This window comes from Thermostichus sp. OS-CIW-32 (assembly GCF_054060415.1).
The window spans coordinates 439,989-456,519 of record NZ_JBSSDD010000001.1; the positions used below are offsets into that span (position 1 = coordinate 439,989).

Sequence of the window (16,531 nt, forward strand, 5' to 3'; positions counted from 1 at the left end):
ATCCCATCCGGCATCTATTCCAAGCAGATCCAAGGCATTTTTAAGGCATTTTTGAAGCATTCCCCCCAAGCACGCTGTGCTGCTCGCGCAAATACCCCAGTCTCCTACCCACAAGGGGAGAGGGGGGCATAAGAACTCCGTCCTGCTGACGCAAATGGCTTATTCCCGCTAGGGGGACGTAGCGCTGTAGCCCAAGTCGCGCAGAAGGTGCTCAGAGCGCCGCCAGTGGGGCCGCACCTTGACAAACAGCTCCAGGTACACCTTGCCCAGGATCAGCTTTTGAATCTGCAGGCGGGCTGCCTGGCCGATCCGCTTGAGCCTTTCCCCCCCTTTGCCGATGAGGATCCCCTTTTGCGAGTCCCGCTCTACATAGAGGGTGGCCAAGATGCGGGTGACGTTGGGGGTTTCTTCCACCTGGTCGATGGTCACGGCCACGGAATGGGGCACTTCCTCGCGGGTCTGCAGCAGCACCTGTTCTCGGATCAGCTCCGCCATGATGAACCGCTCCGGCTGATCCGTCACCAGATCCGGCGGGTAGTAGTAGGGGCCGGTGGGCAGCAGATCGATGGTGGCTTGGATCAGGGGTGTCAAACTGCTGGGATCCAAGGCAGACACCCAAACGACAGGAGCGCCGGGGCGCAGGGCTTGGTAGCTCTCTTGGTGAGCTTGGCGCACGGCAGCATCCCGAGGAAGCAGATCCGCTTTGTTGCAGACGATCAGGCAGGGGGAAGCAGCAGGGATCCGCTCGGCAATAAAAGCATCCCCGCGTCCTGCCGGCACCGATCCATCCACCACGAAGAGGATCACGTCCACAGCGGCAATGGCTGCCTGGGCGTTGTGTACCAAGATTTCCCCCAGGCGGTGGTGGGGTTTGTGGATGCCAGGGGTATCCACCCAGATGATCTGGGCTTGGGGTAGGGAGAGGATCCCCTGCAGGCGGTTGCGGGTGGTCTGGGCCACGGGAGAGGTGATGGCAATCTTTTGTCCCACCAGGGCGTTGAGTAGGGTGGACTTGCCCACATTGGGCCGCCCGATCAGCCCCACAAACCCCGACTTAAACCCTGGCGGGGCAGCCGGGATCGCAGACAGTTCCCCACTGCTGACACGACCGGGCGCCGATTCCCCTTCTGCTGCAGCAGCGGAGGACTCTGTCCCGCCGTCGCCAATGGATCTGTGTCCCTCAGGGGAGGGATCCCTCCCGTCTGAAGGAGAATGGGGATGTCCGGCGCTCTGCTCTCGTAGCTCTTCTAAAGGCTCTGTCCCGCTGTCGCGAACGGCCATAACTTTCACCCAACCTCTAGCGGATAGAGTAGGCTGCTGAGGCGGCAGGCAACTGCAAGGATAGGGATCCCAGCGGGGCCAAGGTGGTGCCGGGGTAGTAGAAAGCGAGGATTTGTGCCGCGTTAAACCCCTGCCGAGCCAGGGTATAGGAGCCATACTGGCTCAGGCCCACCCCATGGCCAAAGCCGCCACCGATGAAGCGATAGCCTGCCAATCGCTCCCCTTGTTTCAGAGGCTCTATCCGAAACAGGGTGCTGTACAGGCGAGGAAAAGCCAAGCGTACCTGATCCTTGCGCAAAAGAATCGAGCGGATCCCTTCTGCCGTCTGCAAGTCCAATTGCATCACCTGCACCCGGCCACTGGCGGAGCGCTCCAGGATCTGCATCCCCGCGATGCTGCTCCAGGTGGGCATCGGGATCCCTAGGTAGTCTTGGCCGGCCCGCAACTGGGTGTTCAGCTCCTCCAAAGATAGGGAGAACTCCCAGCGGAATAGGCGGGATACTCCTGCTTCGTTGAAGCCCTCTCGCTGGGCCAAAAACGCCTGGAAGCTGCTCTCCTGCCGCAAATCCAGGGGCTTACCCGGTTGATGGCGCTCCTCGCCCTGCGGAGCACGATGGGCAATATCCGCTTGCGGGCGTAGGTAGGGGCGCGGATCCCCGTCCCAAACGTCTTCAAAGGCCGCCGAGATGCCGCCATTGGTAGAGGAATAGACAGCATCCACCAGCTCGCCATTGTAGGTGAGCACCAGGCCACTGGTTTGGCGAATGGCCTCGTCTGCCCGCGGGTGGGTTCCGGTCAATCCCTTGTAAACCTGGCAGTGGGTATTGGCACAGAGCTGATAATCGTCAACCTGAAAGCGGTGGAGGTTCTTGAGGGCGTAGGTGCGCGCCAAAATCGCCTGGGCGGCCATCACGGCAAAAGGGGCCCCTGGCCCCACCTCGTGGGGAACTACCCCCCGCAAATAGGTTTCCAGAGGCACGGCATTGACCACAGTGTAGCTGCCGTAGGCATTGGGCTGAAAGGTGATGGATCCGGCATAGTAGTGGTCGTTCACCCGTAGATAGCCGGCATCAGAGGTCACCCTGAGGCGGGTGCGGTGGTAGCGAAAGTGTTCATGGATCCAGCTCAGCTCCGCCCGTTCGCGTCGCTCCTGCACCTCGAGCCGCACATGGGGGATCCCTTCCTTCTGGGCATACTGCTGAATCTGGATCAGTTGTTGCGGGGTGTAGGCGCGGTTGGCCCACACCTGCCATTCTTGCGGCTGGGCGATCTCGGTGCTGATGCCCAGAGACTGCCAATGGTTGGCGTTGGCCTCGGCACTCTCAAAACTTTTGTGGCTGCTGAGGATTAGACGGTATACGGTTTCCGGGGTGGTCAGGGCGCGATTGACAATGCCGATGCTGACCCGAGGCGTTCGCTGGGTCTGGGTGCTGCCGTCTGCTTGAGGGAATTCCAGGGTGAGAAGGGATCCCGTCGGCGCCGCCAGCTCCACTTGATCCGTCTCAGAACGGCCAAAGCGTTGCACAATGCCTATATGCAGGATTGGGTTTTCGGGGGTGGCTGCCGTGGCCAAGGTCTCTTCACGAACTCCGGTTGCGTCGGCGGCATGGAGCGCTAAGGCCGCCAGCAACAGGCCCAAGCCGGAAATGAGGGTGCTCTGTTTGCGCCAGCGGGACGGAGCCCCTAAAAACCGACGGGGTTTGGCAGTGAGAGCCTGACAACTGGCCATGGCCGCTTTATCCTAAAACACACCCTGTCGATTTTACCCCCATCTTTTTTGGCCTACCTGCAGCGGCTGCGTCAGCGGTGCGGAGCACCATGGATGCTTTTCCTCGCATGTCTGTTCCCGACGACGGGTTCCCAATCGCCACGGCGGGACGCCGCCCCTCTTTGCACAAGGGATCCGGCTGGAGGCTGGGCTGGGATCCCACCCGTTCCCCTTTTGTTGCGCTGGTGGGGGGAGAAGCCTGGGCGCTGGAGCTCACTCAGGAGGAGTGGCAAGCGTTTGTGCAGGGGGTGCAGCGCCTGCAGCAGGATATGGAGGCCATCGCCTCCCAACTGATGGCGGAGGAGGGCATTACGCTGGAGCAGACTTGCCCTGCTTTGACGTTGATTGCCAGCGGCAGCGCCACCGCCTGGGGCCTCTACGTGCAATTGCATCAAGGCCGGCGCGGAGAAGGTTTTTGGCCTGCTGATGTTGTCCCTGAGCTATGCCAGGCCCTCGCCCAATGCTTTCAGGAAGCTCTCTAGCCCCCTGAAGCCTGCAGTCTGGATCCCTGCCTGAGAGAACCCATGGATCTGCACCATCTGCACACCTACATTCGTCCCCGACAGCTTGAGGACTTGACCGCCTGGGATCCCGGCTGGAACTGGCTGGCCGGGGGGACTTGGCTCTTCTCCCAGCCGCAACCCCACCTGCGGGGACTGATCGATTTGCATCCTCTGGACTGGAACGAGCTGGAAATCAGTGCAGAAGGGTTAAAACTGGGGGCAACCTGTACCTTCCAGCAACTGTTGCAATACGATTGGCCACCCCATTGGCCAGGGATCCGCGCCCTGTGCGAGGGAATGGCATCTTTGGCCTCTTTCAAAGTGGCCCACCTGGCAACGATAGGGGGAAATCTCTGTCTGGCCCTGAGTGTCGGTGTCGTAGCACCCGTGTTGATCGCTCTTGAGGCCACCTACACGCTGATCGATCTGCAGGGATCCCTGCGCCACATCCCCGCCAGGACTTTCAAACCGGCCCCCAACAAACTCTGCAGCAGCTGGGCGAAGCCTTGCGATCCATCTGGATCCCGGCCCAACGGCTGCGCGGCCCCAGCACCTTTCAGCGGCTCGGCATCACCCAAACGGATCCCGCCCTGGTGATCGTTGCCGGATCGCGCGATCCCGACTCAGGCGATTATCGCTTCGGACTCAATGCCGCCCTTTCACCCCCACAACTGGTGCGGCTGGGATCCCGGCCCGATCCAGAACATCTTCCCCAACTTTTGGCAGAGCAAGCCCACGGCTGGATCGCGGATTTTCGGGCCAGCGCCCTCTACCGCCAACGCATGAGTGAGGTATTGATTCGCCGCTGTATAGACATCTTGGGCTAATCGGGGTATTGCCCCATCCCAACAGGGGGCTGAGAACGACGTACTCATCCTGCCAAAGCTCCCGCCGCTCTGAAAGTAAAGGTTTTAGGCGTGGGTCAGTGCCCCAGTTTGAATCGAAATGACCATAAGTCTGACATTCCCGTCCATAGGATTGAGATAGCCACAGGCAAAAATTCATCTGTTGCTGTTCCAAAAATGGGTAACACATAAAAGTTTGGGGCAGTAGCAACTGGCAGTGCCACCCCACAGACAACCGCGAAAATAGTTCACAGTGAACCCAGCTTTATCTGAGCTTAAAACTTGAGGCCAGTTTATAAAAAACTTACCCACAGTTGATAGCCAGTGAGGTTTTGGATTCAGGAGTTCGCGTGATTTGACAGGGAAAGTTTTGGATCCGCAAAGGGTAACCTGAAACCAAGGAAAGGCTGGAATACTGGGGCAAGCTCCTTTGGGTTTAGCTAAGTGCCTGATTTCTCCCGAAGCGGGACTGGAACTGCTATGAGTCGGTTTTCCCCTCATGAAGTGTATCTCCGGAGAATCCTCTTTCGTCTGGCCACTGCGGCTCCTCGTGGCATGACATTGATCGAGTTGCTGGTGGTCATCGTGATTGTCGGTACTCTCTGCGCGGTGGCCATTCCCAACCTGCTCAACCACATTCGCCGCTCCAGAGTTGCTGAAGCCCAAACAGCTTTGGCGACCATTGGCCGCGCTTCGGAAATCTTCCGCATGGACTTTACGGTTTATCCCTCCGGCTACGCCGATATTCAATTCGGAGGGATCCACGGGGATCGTTATCTGCAAGATCCCTGGCAAGCCCCCAACTATCGTCTCCCCGAAGTTGTTCCTCCCACTCCTGGCCCAGCTGGCATGCGTTGGATGACGGAGTCTCACACCTACACAGCTGCTGGTGGGGATCCCCTGCGCTGTGACATCGGCCTTGGGGATCGCCAGCAAGAGGTTTTGGTCTCCGGCTACAACCTACACAACTCCTGCAACCTCTATCGTTGACCTGCCCAGGCAGGAGTCTGGCGGCTTGAGGAAGCGGGACTGGGCGGACTTGAACCGCCGACCTAGCGCTTAGGAGGCGCTTGCTCTATCCATCTGAGCTACAGCCCCTTGTCGAACATCCTACTGCTCTTAGCCCCCATCTCAGATTACAGCCCTTTTGCAGATGAGGTGATACCCGACCAGTTCTCATCATGCCCCAACTGGGTCTGGCGTTATCGGTTGTGTTGTTGACATTGACCTGCTAGACATCTTCTGTGATGCTAAGAAGTGTTAAGCTAAGGACTTGGATCCCAAACCGAGGTCAGCCCTATGGAATCCCTTTCTGATCCCTTCGTCAATCCCCCCATTTACTCTGCCATCGCCTTATTCAGCTTTTTTGCTGTTATCTTTGGCATCATTTTCAAGGACAATTTGGAATACCAGGTGGCCCTTTGGCAGCTCAACCGGGATAGCCAAGCGCAAATTCGCTACCGCACTCCTGGGGTGATCCTCACCTACAGTCTCTGCTGCCTGTTTACCTCTGGGTTTGTGGCCGCGTGTCTGAACGTGTTTGGCCTGTCTATGGCCTTGGCCGCCTGCGTCGGTGGGATCCTAGTGTTGAGCACGGCAGGCTTGGTGTGGTGGCAGTTGGGATCCCTGATGGCTCTGTTGGCTGCCGGTGGATCCCAGGCCATCGATATTGACTCTTACGGAGCAGGGGCCATTTTGGATTCTGAGGCGGCAGCACCCCCCGAGGGAGAATAGGATCTTGGAGTAGTCTTACCCCATGCCCTGGTCTAGCTGGATCAGCTGGATCCAGAAGAGCGTGCCTACAGAGTAGAGAAAGCTTAAGAAGTTTCTGGCCAACTTGTTAAAACGAGAGAACAAGTGCCAGCTCAGCTTTTGAAAAACGCCTCTTTCTGTAAAAAATTACAAATTATAGTCATTCCAAACTAGACTGGGACACTCCCCAAGCGTTCCGCCTCGCCTCCGTGACCGCTCCCAGAGGAGAGGGGAGCTAGAAAGCAATACAACGGAAATGTTTCATCCCTGTTTAAAATGACTATACTGGTTACAATCTCTCGCCACCCTCCTATTTTTCCCAGAAAAAATTACCACTTGGCCCCTCTATCCTTTTCCTTTACTTAGGCATTCTGGCTTCACTTGACTTCAGCTTGCTAGCCTTGCCTTGATGCAAAATAAGCAACGGAAAAAGGCTACCACTTAAGCAAGTTGAAGCTCTCCATATCGATAGTGGCGCGGTTGCGGTAGATCCCCAGCACGATGGCCAAGCCCACTGCGGCCTCGGCAGCCGCCACAGTGATGACAAACACCGAGAACACCTGGCCGCGAATCATCGCTGAATCGACAAAGTTGGAGAAAGCCATGAAGTTCAGGTTCACCGCATTGAGCATCAGCTCAATCGACATCAGGACGCGAATCGCATTGCGGCTCACAATCAATCCGTAAATACCAATGCAGAAAAGAATCGCTGCCACCACCAAGAAAAACTGCAGTTGTAACATCGCGATGAGCTCCATGTAGATACACAATGACAGGGGCCTCGGGAAAGCTCCAGGTTTTATGGCCAAGAGCAGTCAGCTTTAGCGGGTGCTCACCAGCTCTGCCGGTCGTTCTGACTCTGATTCCAGCTGGGGTCGGGCCCGCTCCAGCAAGCTCAGATCCCCTTCTCCGGCTTGGGGAAGAACAAACTCCCGCCGCGCCAAGACAATGGCCCCAATCAACGCCATCAGCAGCAAAACAGAAGCCAGCTCAAAAGGCAGAAGATAATCGCTGAAGAAGTGGCCGCCGATCACCAACACACTGCTCAAAGGTTGGATCGGCTGCAGCGGCCAAGGGGTGTTCAAAGCCATCGCGGCTAGAAGGGCAAACAGACCCAAACAGACCACCACCGTCACTCCGTTGCGCAGCCAGCCCAGCTTCAGAGGAGCAAAGTTGTAGCGCCGATTCACCAACATGATGGCAAACAGGATCAACACATTAACCGCGCCGACGTAGATCAGAACTTGGGCTGCGGCCACAAAATCGGCATTCAAGAGGAGATACAACCCGGCCATACTCAAGAAAACGCCCCCGAGCAGAAAACCGGAGTAGACAATGCTGGGGGCCCAAACCACACCTAGCGCGAAGCCAATGGCCATCGCCGATAGCACCACAAACGTAACCAGTTGTACGCCTTCTCCGAGGGTCATGAGAGATCCGTCCTTAGCCAGTTTCTATTGCTGCTCCCTTACCACTGTACTGTCCTGGCGGATTTAAGAGAAGCCCGACTCCTTTTTCAGATCGATAGAGAAATCTCTAGAGTTGGGTCTCACCAACTGCCGCCCGCTCCGCCACCTCCGCTGCTACCGCCACCGAAGTCTGAATCTCCACCTGAATCTCCACCGAAGTCTGAATCTGTGTCTGTGTCGCTGAGCTCGGGGATGACCACCTCTCGCTCGCTGCGGTACCCGCAGATAGGACAGCTCAGGATTTCCAGCTTCAAGCCGCTAGAGGAATAGGTGGCTTCCCTGAGAACCTGTGTGGTGAGGTCGAGGGTGAGGGCTTGGCACCGAGGGCAGTAAAGGTGTCGGGAGAGCGTGCCTTCGCGCACAACCACAGCTATTCCTTGACAGGTAGGACAAAACCAGCCGTAGTAGCGAGCTCTGCCGCGGCTCCTGGCCAGGCGATGCTCTTGGGGAAGGTACTTATCCAGAAGCTGGGGCTGGATGAGTCGCATGGGTCGACCACAGGCTTGACAGACCACTGGCTGAAAAGGGATCCCACGCTTCCGGCCCAAGGTGCCGTCAGTGGCCATAGCAGCCACAACCGGCAGAGCGAACCCCAGCCAGTTGCCGCTGGACAATCCTAGGAACACGCCAAGGCAGAGGGATCCCGAATAGAGGAAGAGACGAATGGGGTCGCTCTGAACCGAAGAGAGCACAGCACCTATTCTTGGATCTCTGCGTGTCAGGGAGAGGACTTGTCTTCCCCCTCGCTCAGCCCTTAGAGAGACGGGCATGCGAGAGCGCTGCCACCCCAGTCCCAAAATGATGATCCCCAGCAGCAGCAGGATCCCTTCCACCAGGGAAGAATCAATGCCCTGGGCCACTGCCCCAGAAGAAGTTGCAATCGTTGAGGTGGTAACTCCAGAAGCTGCCGCAGGAACATTTGCAACGGGCTGGCCCTGCAACACCGAGGTCAATTGCTGCACCCCCGCCAGAGTGCCGCCATCAAAATCCCCATTGCGAAACCGAGGCAGGATCTGCTGGTCGATAATCTGCTGGACTCGGCTGTCGGGGAGGATAGCGACCAGGCCCCTGCCCGTTTCGATTTCCACCCGCCGATCCCCTACCGAGATGAGAAACAAAACCCCGTTGTTTTGGCCTGCCTTGCCGATCCCCCAGTAGTTAAATAGCTGCGTGGTGAAGTCTTTTGGTGTTGCATATCCCTGAGTATTCGGCACGGTAACCACTGCCATCTCGGCACTGGTGCGCTGCTCAAGCTGAGTGATAAGACGGTTGAGCTCGTTTTCGGTGCTGCTGCTGAGGATGTTGGCGGTATCGGAAACCCACCCTCCATACTGACGGCGGGGGTTGGGCACTTGTTCAAGGGTAATGGCCCAAGCGGGCTGCGGCAGCAGGGATACAACTAGCAAAACTGCCGCCCAAACTTTCGGCATGGCTTACCTGGCTGAGCGCTGCCTAGGTTCTAGCACAGCTGTCTCGGCTAGACTGGCAGTCCTTTTCCCAGGGAGAGAGGGGAGTTGGGGAACGGTTGAGACAAGCCGCTTCTTGTTGCTAGTAATTGTTAACAGCAACCGGCCCTCAGTCCGGCCAAGGGAGCCAGGCTTCTTCTTGCCATTCCACTTCAAAGCACTCCCGGGCGGCCTGGAGAAAATGTTCGATCAAAGCAGGGATCCCTGGCGCCGTGGGGCAAATGTCGTAGATACCAATCACCTGCGAGCCGGGCAGATACCGTTCCCACAGCTCTAGATTGGGTTGCAATAGGAGGGATCCCTGTTGCAGGATCCCCCAAGGTTGCCATAGTTGGGCGTTGCCCATCAGCTTTTTGCCTCGCCAGCTTAGATCGGCGCGGGTACGGGAGGCAAAGCAACTGGTCTTGTTGCGGTAGCCGGGATCCCGGTGGCTTCGGCCGTGAGCAAAAGCGGGCTCATCTATGGCAATGCCCAGCTCCGCCAACCCCTGCACCCAAAAGCGGCAACAGAAGTCGTACACCCAGGCCCGCTGCAAACTGGGCAACCTGGCTTGCAAGTAAGAAAGGGGCAACACCAAGCTGTAGGTCAGCTCTGCTGCATCCTCAGCCGCCTGATGGAGCACCGCCCTTCCCCCCGTGGGTCGGCGCACAATCGGGATCCCTGGCAGGGGATCTGGCCAAACCTGGTGCCGTCCCAGCGAGAGGGTAAGCTGATCCCAGCCATAAAAGCGCAGGCAGGGGTGAGGGTCATGGCGCAGCCGCTGCAGAAGCCAGGCATCCTGCTCCATTTGCCGGGCCCCAGAGGCCACGCGGTAGGGGAGCCAGTATCCCTGGGATCCCATCCTGGCAAAGCCAGACCTTAAACTTTGGGGAACTCCGCCTGGAGGGGCTCATCATATTCATCGGCCAAGCTGGCCACAATGGTGATGGCCCGGGAAATTTCGCCCGCTGTGATCCCTTCCAAGGTGCGGTAGTGGTTCAGCACCACCTGGTTGTTCCAAATGCAAAAACGCGCCTCTAGGGTGTCGCTCCAATTCTTCTCCAGGAGCTTCTGCATCAGCTTGGCCGGTTCTGCCACCGGCAGAGAGAGAACGGGAGACCATACCAAAAGAGTGTCTTCTGGGGATTCGCCGCTCAGATGGACGAACACTTCTGCCGTGCCGTAGGTGAACTTCCAGGTGTGTCCCTGCTCATGGTTTTCGTAGGCCGCATCCTCTTTGAGGCTGGAAACCACCGCCGAGACAACCTCAACGCAGCGAAGGGGCTCTGGAAAAACCTCTGGCGAAGGGTTAAAGGTGCTCATGAGCGGCTCACTGTAAACCATGATCTTTCCCCTATTCCCTATCCAACCACCTCAACTATACCGCTATACCGCCTAAGACTCCGACCTATCCGGTCATCGCTTTGGGATCCTCAACTCAGGCGAGAATGAAACCGTTGGCAATGGTTCACTAAGTGGCCGGACAGGTGAGGGCAAGCGATCCCCCCCGCCAACTGGAGAGAGAGCCTGTTCAAAAGTCTTTCGAAGAACCTGAGGGAAGCTCTATGGAATCTCCATCTCATCTCCCCCAGAAAGCCATTGGTATTCTTGGAGCCCTGCCCGAGGAAGTGGCCATGCTCACCGCAGCGATGGAAACCTGCTCCATCCATACCCATCTGGGGCGACAGTTCTACCGGGGATCCCTGCTCGGGCAATCGGTGGTGGTGGTACAAGGCGGAGTGGGCAAGGTGCGGGCGGCAACCACGGCGGCTCTGTTGGTGGCCCATTTCCCTTTGCAGGGGATCATTTTTACCGGTGTGGCCGGGGCCTTGGCCGATCACCTGCACATGGGAGATGTGGTGCTGGCCCATGCGGCGATTGAGCACGACTTTGGCACCGGACGACCCGAGGGCTTTGTCTTGGGGATCGACTTTATCCCAGAGCTGCGCCACCCACTGGCCGAGGCCGATAGCGCCCTCTACGACCTGATTGTGGCCCATCCCGAGCGGATCCCTCTCCACCCCCTACAAGGCCGGGATCCCGTCATTCATCAAGGCTTGGTGGCCACCGGCGATGTGTTTGTGGCCGACGCAGACCTACGCCGACAAATCCGAGAACGCACCGGCGCTTTGGTTGTGGAGATGGAGGGGGCAGCCGTGGTGCGAGTAGCGCAAGAAGCCGGGATCCCTTGTTTGCTGGTGCGCTCGGTTAGCGATGCAGGGGACGATACGGATTTCTTGAGCTTTTTTCAAACAGCAGCGCTCAACTCAGCAGCAGTTGTCCGCACCATCCTGCAAAACCTGCCCCCCTCCTTGCCTTAGCCCAAGTGCGCAGATCCCCTCCTCTAGCGCAAAAGACGCAAAAGAGGAGTTGGGCATGGTTGCGTTCGCGTCAGTTGTTCATCTCCCGCTCCAGCTTGGCCATCGAGATCTGGCTTTCCAGGCGGGAAATGCCTTCGCGAAGGGTTGCCACCTGTGCTTCAACTTCATCCAAAGATTTGCGAACCGCTTCTGCCGCGCTCATGTGCTGGTTGCGCCGGACCAAAGCCTCGCGGGCAAGGTCATCTTGGTTCTGTTGGCTGGCTTTCTCAGCTCTGACAAACCAATCTTCGGCCTTTTGCAAAATTTCGTCGTACCGCCGTTCCAGTTGCTTGCGACTGGCCAGGGTTGTGGTGAGGCTGCGCTGCAATTGTTTCAGATCCCGCTCCATCTGCCGGATGCTCACCCTTTGTCGGCTGGGCTTTCTCCACAGCACTTTGCTCAGACCCACCACCACCACTGCGGTAGCAATCCCCACACCCGCAGCCGCCGCCGGATTTTCACGAATCAAAGAACCATCCAAAACATTGACCCCCGCAAAGGCCGAGGTTTGCGTGGCCGTCTCCCGAAACTCCCAAGGCATCACCGGATTGCGTTGCTGCCAGAAGCCTAACCGCGCCGCTTGGGCCGCCTCTTGGGCTTCTAGGTAGCGTTGCCGATTGGCCCCGTGCAAAAAGCGCTCGTAAACCACCGCCTGACCCTGGCGCAACATCTCCAAATTCACCAAACCATCGGCGTTGTACACCTGGGCAATGTGAAGCCCTTCCGGTGTGACATAGAGGGTATCCACCTGCACCAGGGATCCCGTCGGGAGCAAGTTTTGCAAAGCCTCTTGGGATAGCTTCCCCCAGCGCCCTTGGGTCAGCTCCGGCGCATCCACATAGGCCAGACGGAAACGGGTTGGCCTGCCGTTCAAGTCCGCCCAGAAGGTATCCCCATCCACCACCGACCGCACCCGGGCCGTCCCGGAAGATTGTGCTGCCGCCGGAAGAACAAGCCAACTGCCCGAAAGGACAGCCACAGTCATCAGAAGGGAAGTTCTTGAGGTCATGGGGGTCACTCCTATTGTGCAGAACAAGAACAAAAGTTAAGAAATAATAAGATAGGGAAGTTTCGGGAACCAACCGGAACCCCAGACCGTCTCCAGGACTTGCTACGGGGCTGGCCACTGTTTTCGCATTGCAATTTCTCATTGCAAAGTCAGCAGGGCCAGCTACCCTCCACGTGAGAGAGGCAAACTTTTCCAGCGGATTCCAGCGGAAAGCTGCGGCTCTTGAAGAGTCGGCCCGTTGGGTTGGCTTAATTTGGGTTAGAGTTTAGCTCACCTTTTGGGGCAACGTCACAGCCCTAAGGCGCAATCTTTGTCCCCCGGATCAAATCACAGGCGCAAGCGATAGGGTTCTTCGTCGGGGAAGTCGGGCAGAGGAGGGGGCAGGATCTCGATCTCCCCCGTAGGCAGCGTTTGCAGCACGGTACCCAACTGGACCAGTTGTTCCAAGACAAACAGGCGGGTATCCCGGTCGGTGGTGGAGTTATACACGCTCAGCCAAACATCGAATTGGGAACGGCGGCTGAGAGGACTGCGGGCGATGTTATCCCCCAACTGGCGAAATTCATCTCCAGGCAGGCCCACCTGCTCTCGCCAGGCAGCAGCTTGGTAGTAATCGGTGCGGCCCGCTTCCGCGTCCCCCAGAAACATAAAGTTAAGTAGGGCGCGATCCACATAAAGTCGCCAGGCGTCAGGGTTGTTTTGGGGGTTGAACTGCTGCAAGCCGCGATCCAAAATCTCGACGGCTTTTTCCGGCTGGCCGGCCCGATAGGCCAACACCAAACTAGAGAGCCGGTAGCCCAAGAGGAAATGGGGATCCAGCCGCAGCATGTGATCGAAGTAGTCGTAGGCCAGGCCATAGCCAGTCAGGGTGCGAGCCGGTGCATCCCCGTAGTACTGGATCAGCTCCAGCCACAGCCAGGAAGCCCCCAAGTTGCGGTAGCCCAGCCACCCCAGCGTATTGGCCAGGGCAATGTTGCGGTTTTTGCGGGCCTCGGCATTTTCCAATTCTCCCAGATTGATCCGCTCCAGCATCGGCAACTGCAGCCGCACCACCAGGATCCCACACAGAAACGCCCCCCCAACGGCGGCCAGAGTGCCTGCCAGGGAGAAGCGAGAGCGACGACGGGGCAAGGAAGCAGTAGCCATGGCAAGTTTTTTGCGGATCCCTGAGGCTGTCGCGACCAGGGCTACACTCAATCATAAATTGAACCGTTGAGCCTTTCCCCTGCCTATGGCCAGCTCTGCCCTCTCCGCTTCGGAACGAGCCTTGAGCCTTTACGAGGCTCTGCCCTACCCTAATGTGCCCCTCTCGCAGACGGCCCGCAACGCCCTGCCGGAGATGTTCAAGATGAGCTATACCACGGCTCAGTACCTGCGCACCCATGCTATCGTCCCGCCAGAGGGCAAGGTGTTGTTGAATGCCGGCTGTGGCTCCGGCTGGGAAACGTTGATGATGGCCGAGGCCAATCCAGGGGCCCAGATCGTTGCCTGTGATCTGTCTCCTGCTTCGGTGAAGCTCACCCAAGAACGCCTGCGCCACCACGGCTTCGCAGATGCCGAGTTTTATGTCCTCAATCTGCTGGAGCTGGATCGCCTGGGGATCCAGTTTGATTTCATTAGCCTCAATGATGTTTTGTATTTGCTGGAGGATCCCACCGAGGGCCTGCGGGCCATGAAAAATGTCCTCAAGCCCGATGGCATCATCCGGGCCAATCTCCACAGCCGCCGCCAACGGCAGGTGTTTTTCCGCTTGCAGGAAGCCTTTCAAAAAGTGGGCCAATTTGACGTTCCACCGGCTGTAGGGGCGCAAAATGTGCGGGAGTTTATGGGATCCCTGCGAGAAGAAGTGGCCCAGGCGGTGCTCTGGAACCCGGCCAACTATGCCGAAGATGCGGCCATTATGAATAATTACCTACTCTCCAACGACAAGGGGTTCACGATCCCCGACCTGTTTCGCATGTTGCAGCAGGCGGGGTTGAGCTTTTTGAGTTTGGTGGATAGGCCCGACTGGTCGGTGGAGTCTTTGTTTAAAGAGGTGCCTGAGTTTGTGCGGCAGCGGTTGGCAACCCTCAGCATCATGGAGCGGCTGCATCTGTATGAACTCCTTCGCCCTGTCCATCGCCTCATCGACTTTTGGGCGGAGCATGCCGGCTCTTCGCCAGTGCTGCCCTGGAGCGACGAAGATTGGCTGTCGGGATCCGTACAATTCAATCCCCTGTTGATGGACAACCCCCGCTTTCGCCAGGAGTACAGCAAAGCCCTGCAAGAGAAGCGGCCCTACGAAATGCAGTGGACAGGGGCCACCCACGGGCGGATCAGCATCCCTGCCGAGAAAGTGAGCTGGTTGGCGCCACTGCTTCAAGGACCAACGCCGGTTCGAGAGCTGATTCAACAGGCCGTCCAGTTGGGATCCCCAGATGAAGAACGAACAACCGCTGAGGTGCTGACCTTCCTAACCAACCTAGAAGACTTTCTTTTTTTGATGCTGCAATAGGCAGCTCCCCAAGTTCTGGCTGCCCATACCTGTCTGTTGTTTGTAACCTATGAGTCAGATGTCTGCCCGGTCGGGATCTTACTGGCGCGCAACCCTGACGCGGTGGTTCCCACAGCCTCTGGATCGCTGGGTTGCCCGGATTACCCTCTGCAACCTGGCCATCGGGGTGATCCTGGTGGTGTTGGGCAACCACACAGCTCCTTACGTGCGGGACTTTAACTGGCAACAGCAACGGGTGGGGGCGCAAGAAGTGCAGATGGTGCTCACCTTCAACCGCCCGATGGATCCCGTCAGTGTTGAAGAGCATTTGGAGATCCAGCCCCCTCTGCCAGGCCGAATGCGCAAGCTGGGTCGCCGCTTTTTTTGGACGCTGACAGAACCAGCCCCTTACGGCCAGACCTACCGGGTGCGCCTGCAGGCAGCGGTAGATGAACGGGGCCAGCCCATGGCCCAGCCCTTTGAGGGGGAATTCCGCACGCCGGATCGGCAGTTGCTGGGGATCAGCACCGAACCTGCCCAGCGAGGGCGAATGTTTCTGTTCAACCTGGAGACGGGAGCCGCTACTCTGCTGACTCCAGCTGGGGTCAAGGTAACCCAAATGCAGCCCAGTGCTGATGGCCGCTTCGTGTACTATTTCGCCACGGCCACCAACCTACAGCACCAGGATCTGTACCGGCTGGATCTGGAGGATCTGTCTTCGCGGTTGCTGCTGGATCATCAGGGTTACCAAAACCTGCGCTTCCAAGTCTCGCCGACGGGGGAACTGGTGGTGGCAGAGCGGATCCCGCTGCAACGGGATCCCATGGCCGCCGTCCAGACGGAGCTGTGGATCCAGAAAACGAGCCGGGATCCCTTTGAACGTCTAGAGCTGGATACAGCGGTGGGGGGAGATTTTTTCATTAGCCCCGATGAGAGCAGCCTGCTCATCTCGCAGGGACAGGGGGTGGGGATCGTACCCTTGCATCCACGGGCGGCAGCGGAGAGCTTTCTAGCCCAGTTCGGCCAAACCTTAGCCATCCGCCCCGATGGGGCTTTCGGGGCTTTGCTGCGCTTCAATCCCGACTACACCCGCAGCCTCTCCATCGTCAGCAATACCGGCAACAGCGAGGAGATTTTGAGAACCCAGGGATCCATCCTGAAAGGGGCTTTTTCCCCGCGGGCGCCCATCTTCTACGCCTTGGTCAGTGAGGTCTCTCACGTTAGCGGTGCGGAGCATTATTCTGTTGGCGAGGTCGCGATGGACTCCCCCAGCTACACCGAGTCGCCCCGCCTGCTGGCGATAACGCTCGGCACTGAAGCAGGCAACGCCATAGAGGTGGTTCGAGCCACCTATCCCGTCGATCTGGACTTCAGCATTTCCCCGGATGGACGCATGCTGGCCTACACGCTCTTGGAACCGTTCCCAGGGATCCCGGATCCCTCGGCTCCCCTTAGCCGTAGCGGGCAAGCCATCATGGCCTCGCAAGTGTGGTTGGTGGATTTGCAGGACGGGCTGCCCATTCCTGATGGACAAAGTGGTTCGCACCGCTGGCGGGAACGCCGCCTACCGCTGGGCAGCAGCGCCCTAGCCTGGATCCCTTAGGGCGAGAAAGCCACTTGGAGAAC

Annotated in this window: 17 protein-coding genes and 1 tRNA gene; 8 read left to right on the forward strand and 10 right to left on the reverse strand. The window is 58.2% G+C overall.

The features are described 5' to 3' along the window. Window positions 1-168: 168 nt before the first annotated feature. Both era and ACVWY8_RS02005 read right to left on the reverse strand, forming a co-directional pair. Window positions 169-1,281 (reverse strand): GTPase Era, encoded by a 1,113-nt coding sequence (gene era, locus ACVWY8_RS02000; protein WP_457392094.1) that lies wholly within the window; start codon window positions 1,279-1,281, stop codon window positions 169-171. Between the two features lie 16 nt (window positions 1,282-1,297). Continuing rightward, window positions 1,298-3,010 carry a SpoIID/LytB domain-containing protein gene (locus ACVWY8_RS02005; RefSeq protein ID WP_457392091.1) on the reverse strand — a complete coding sequence of 571 codons (1,713 nt, stop codon included), beginning with the start codon at window positions 3,008-3,010 and terminating at the stop codon, window positions 1,298-1,300. Between the two features lie 89 nt (window positions 3,011-3,099). Here ACVWY8_RS02005 and ACVWY8_RS02010 point away from each other — a divergent pair, with 89 nt between their 5' ends. The 4 genes from ACVWY8_RS02010 (at window position 3,100) to ACVWY8_RS02025 (ending at window position 5,387) form a co-directional block, all read left to right on the forward strand. Beyond that, entirely contained in the window at window positions 3,100-3,531 is a 432-nt protein-coding gene (locus ACVWY8_RS02010; RefSeq protein WP_414382812.1) for a DUF1818 family protein, read from the forward strand. A 42-nt stretch (window positions 3,532-3,573) separates the two neighbouring features. Further along, the gene (locus ACVWY8_RS02015) at window positions 3,574-4,149 is read left to right on the forward strand and encodes an FAD binding domain-containing protein (protein ID WP_457392088.1); all 576 of its coding nucleotides are present in this window, start codon (window positions 3,574-3,576) and stop codon (window positions 4,147-4,149) included. Beyond that, window positions 4,146-4,379, forward strand: coding sequence for a hypothetical protein (locus tag ACVWY8_RS02020; protein ID WP_457396760.1), 234 nt, complete (start codon window positions 4,146-4,148; stop codon window positions 4,377-4,379). Before ACVWY8_RS02015 ends, ACVWY8_RS02020 begins: the two co-directional genes overlap by 4 nt. 573 nt (window positions 4,380-4,952) lie before the next feature. Then, window positions 4,953-5,387: a type IV pilin protein gene (locus ACVWY8_RS02025; protein WP_457392082.1), complete on the forward strand. Its 435-nt coding sequence runs from the start codon at window positions 4,953-4,955 to the stop codon at window positions 5,385-5,387. Window positions 5,388-5,421: 34 nt separating this feature from the next. Here ACVWY8_RS02025 and ACVWY8_RS02030 read toward each other — a convergent pair. After that, window positions 5,422-5,495, reverse strand: a tRNA-Arg gene (locus ACVWY8_RS02030). Between the two features lie 201 nt (window positions 5,496-5,696). On the opposite strand from ACVWY8_RS02030, the gene ACVWY8_RS02035 reads away from it, so the two are divergent. Further along, complete coding sequence (locus ACVWY8_RS02035) at window positions 5,697-6,131, forward strand: hypothetical protein (protein WP_011432900.1); 435 nt, start codon at window positions 5,697-5,699, stop codon at window positions 6,129-6,131. A 452-nt stretch (window positions 6,132-6,583) separates the two neighbouring features. Here the strand turns inward: ACVWY8_RS02035 and nuoK are convergent, their stop codons facing one another. From nuoK to ACVWY8_RS02060, 5 genes are all read right to left on the reverse strand, one after another. Next, a complete protein-coding gene (nuoK, locus tag ACVWY8_RS02040) occupies window positions 6,584-6,892 on the reverse strand; it encodes an NADH-quinone oxidoreductase subunit NuoK (RefSeq protein WP_457392680.1) in 309 nt (102 codons plus the stop codon). Between the two features lie 78 nt (window positions 6,893-6,970). Then, window positions 6,971-7,579 (reverse strand): NADH-quinone oxidoreductase subunit J, encoded by a 609-nt coding sequence (locus ACVWY8_RS02045; RefSeq protein ID WP_457392079.1) that lies wholly within the window; start codon window positions 7,577-7,579, stop codon window positions 6,971-6,973. Window positions 7,580-7,698: 119 nt separating this feature from the next. Then, window positions 7,699-9,048, reverse strand: a complete 1,350-nt coding sequence (locus ACVWY8_RS02050) for a TPM domain-containing protein (RefSeq protein WP_457392076.1) — start codon at window positions 9,046-9,048, stop codon at window positions 7,699-7,701. Between the two features lie 145 nt (window positions 9,049-9,193). Next, window positions 9,194-9,925 (reverse strand): lipoyl protein ligase domain-containing protein, encoded by a 732-nt coding sequence (locus ACVWY8_RS02055; RefSeq protein WP_457392073.1) that lies wholly within the window; start codon window positions 9,923-9,925, stop codon window positions 9,194-9,196. Between the two features lie 17 nt (window positions 9,926-9,942). Next, on the reverse strand, window positions 9,943-10,407 hold the full coding sequence (locus ACVWY8_RS02060) for a YbjN domain-containing protein (RefSeq protein WP_414328810.1): 465 nt from the start codon (window positions 10,405-10,407) through the stop codon (window positions 9,943-9,945). 221 nt (window positions 10,408-10,628) lie between these two features. On the opposite strand from ACVWY8_RS02060, the gene ACVWY8_RS02065 reads away from it, so the two are divergent. Continuing rightward, window positions 10,629-11,384: a 5'-methylthioadenosine/adenosylhomocysteine nucleosidase gene (locus ACVWY8_RS02065; RefSeq protein WP_457392070.1), complete on the forward strand. Its 756-nt coding sequence runs from the start codon at window positions 10,629-10,631 to the stop codon at window positions 11,382-11,384. 70 nt (window positions 11,385-11,454) lie between these two features. On the opposite strand, the gene ACVWY8_RS02070 is transcribed toward ACVWY8_RS02065, so the two are convergent. Continuing rightward, window positions 11,455-12,408 (reverse strand): PspA/IM30 family protein, encoded by a 954-nt coding sequence (locus tag ACVWY8_RS02070; RefSeq protein ID WP_457392067.1) that lies wholly within the window; start codon window positions 12,406-12,408, stop codon window positions 11,455-11,457. A gap of 351 nt (window positions 12,409-12,759) precedes the next feature. After that, window positions 12,760-13,578: a hypothetical protein gene (locus ACVWY8_RS02075; RefSeq protein ID WP_414416993.1), complete on the reverse strand. Its 819-nt coding sequence runs from the start codon at window positions 13,576-13,578 to the stop codon at window positions 12,760-12,762. An 85-nt stretch (window positions 13,579-13,663) separates the two neighbouring features. On the opposite strand from ACVWY8_RS02075, the gene ACVWY8_RS02080 reads away from it, so the two are divergent. Further along, on the forward strand, window positions 13,664-14,926 hold the full coding sequence (locus tag ACVWY8_RS02080) for a class I SAM-dependent methyltransferase (protein WP_457392064.1): 1,263 nt from the start codon (window positions 13,664-13,666) through the stop codon (window positions 14,924-14,926). Window positions 14,927-14,984: 58 nt separating this feature from the next. After that, window positions 14,985-16,508 carry a hypothetical protein gene (locus tag ACVWY8_RS02085; protein ID WP_457396763.1) on the forward strand — a complete coding sequence of 508 codons (1,524 nt, stop codon included), beginning with the start codon at window positions 14,985-14,987 and terminating at the stop codon, window positions 16,506-16,508. Window positions 16,509-16,531: the final 23 nt, after the last annotated feature.

Bases quoted from the DNA above. Each gene is read 5' to 3' on its own strand.
- era (WP_457392094.1), bottom strand. From the start codon at position 1,281: ATGGCCGTTCGCGACAGCGGGACAGAGCCTTTAGAAGAGCTACGAGAG.
- ACVWY8_RS02005 (WP_457392091.1), bottom strand. From the start codon at position 3,010: ATGGCCAGTTGTCAGGCTCTCACTGCCAAACCCCGTCGGTTTTTAGGG.
- ACVWY8_RS02010 (WP_414382812.1), top strand. From the start codon at position 3,100: ATGGATGCTTTTCCTCGCATGTCTGTTCCCGACGACGGGTTCCCAATC.
- ACVWY8_RS02015 (WP_457392088.1), top strand. From the start codon at position 3,574: ATGGATCTGCACCATCTGCACACCTACATTCGTCCCCGACAGCTTGAG.
- ACVWY8_RS02025 (WP_457392082.1), top strand. From the start codon at position 4,953: ATGACATTGATCGAGTTGCTGGTGGTCATCGTGATTGTCGGTACTCTC.
- ACVWY8_RS02035 (WP_011432900.1), top strand. From the start codon at position 5,697: ATGGAATCCCTTTCTGATCCCTTCGTCAATCCCCCCATTTACTCTGCC.
- nuoK (WP_457392680.1), bottom strand. From the start codon at position 6,892: ATGTTACAACTGCAGTTTTTCTTGGTGGTGGCAGCGATTCTTTTCTGC.
- ACVWY8_RS02045 (WP_457392079.1), bottom strand. From the start codon at position 7,579: ATGACCCTCGGAGAAGGCGTACAACTGGTTACGTTTGTGGTGCTATCG.
- ACVWY8_RS02050 (WP_457392076.1), bottom strand. From the start codon at position 9,048: ATGCCGAAAGTTTGGGCGGCAGTTTTGCTAGTTGTATCCCTGCTGCCG.
- ACVWY8_RS02055 (WP_457392073.1), bottom strand. From the start codon at position 9,925: ATGGGATCCCAGGGATACTGGCTCCCCTACCGCGTGGCCTCTGGGGCC.
- ACVWY8_RS02060 (WP_414328810.1), bottom strand. From the start codon at position 10,407: ATGGTTTACAGTGAGCCGCTCATGAGCACCTTTAACCCTTCGCCAGAG.
- ACVWY8_RS02065 (WP_457392070.1), top strand. From the start codon at position 10,629: ATGGAATCTCCATCTCATCTCCCCCAGAAAGCCATTGGTATTCTTGGA.
- ACVWY8_RS02070 (WP_457392067.1), bottom strand. From the start codon at position 12,408: ATGACTGTGGCTGTCCTTTCGGGCAGTTGGCTTGTTCTTCCGGCGGCA.
- ACVWY8_RS02075 (WP_414416993.1), bottom strand. From the start codon at position 13,578: ATGGCTACTGCTTCCTTGCCCCGTCGTCGCTCTCGCTTCTCCCTGGCA.
- ACVWY8_RS02080 (WP_457392064.1), top strand. From the start codon at position 13,664: ATGGCCAGCTCTGCCCTCTCCGCTTCGGAACGAGCCTTGAGCCTTTAC.
- ACVWY8_RS02085 (WP_457396763.1), top strand. From the start codon at position 14,985: ATGTCTGCCCGGTCGGGATCTTACTGGCGCGCAACCCTGACGCGGTGG.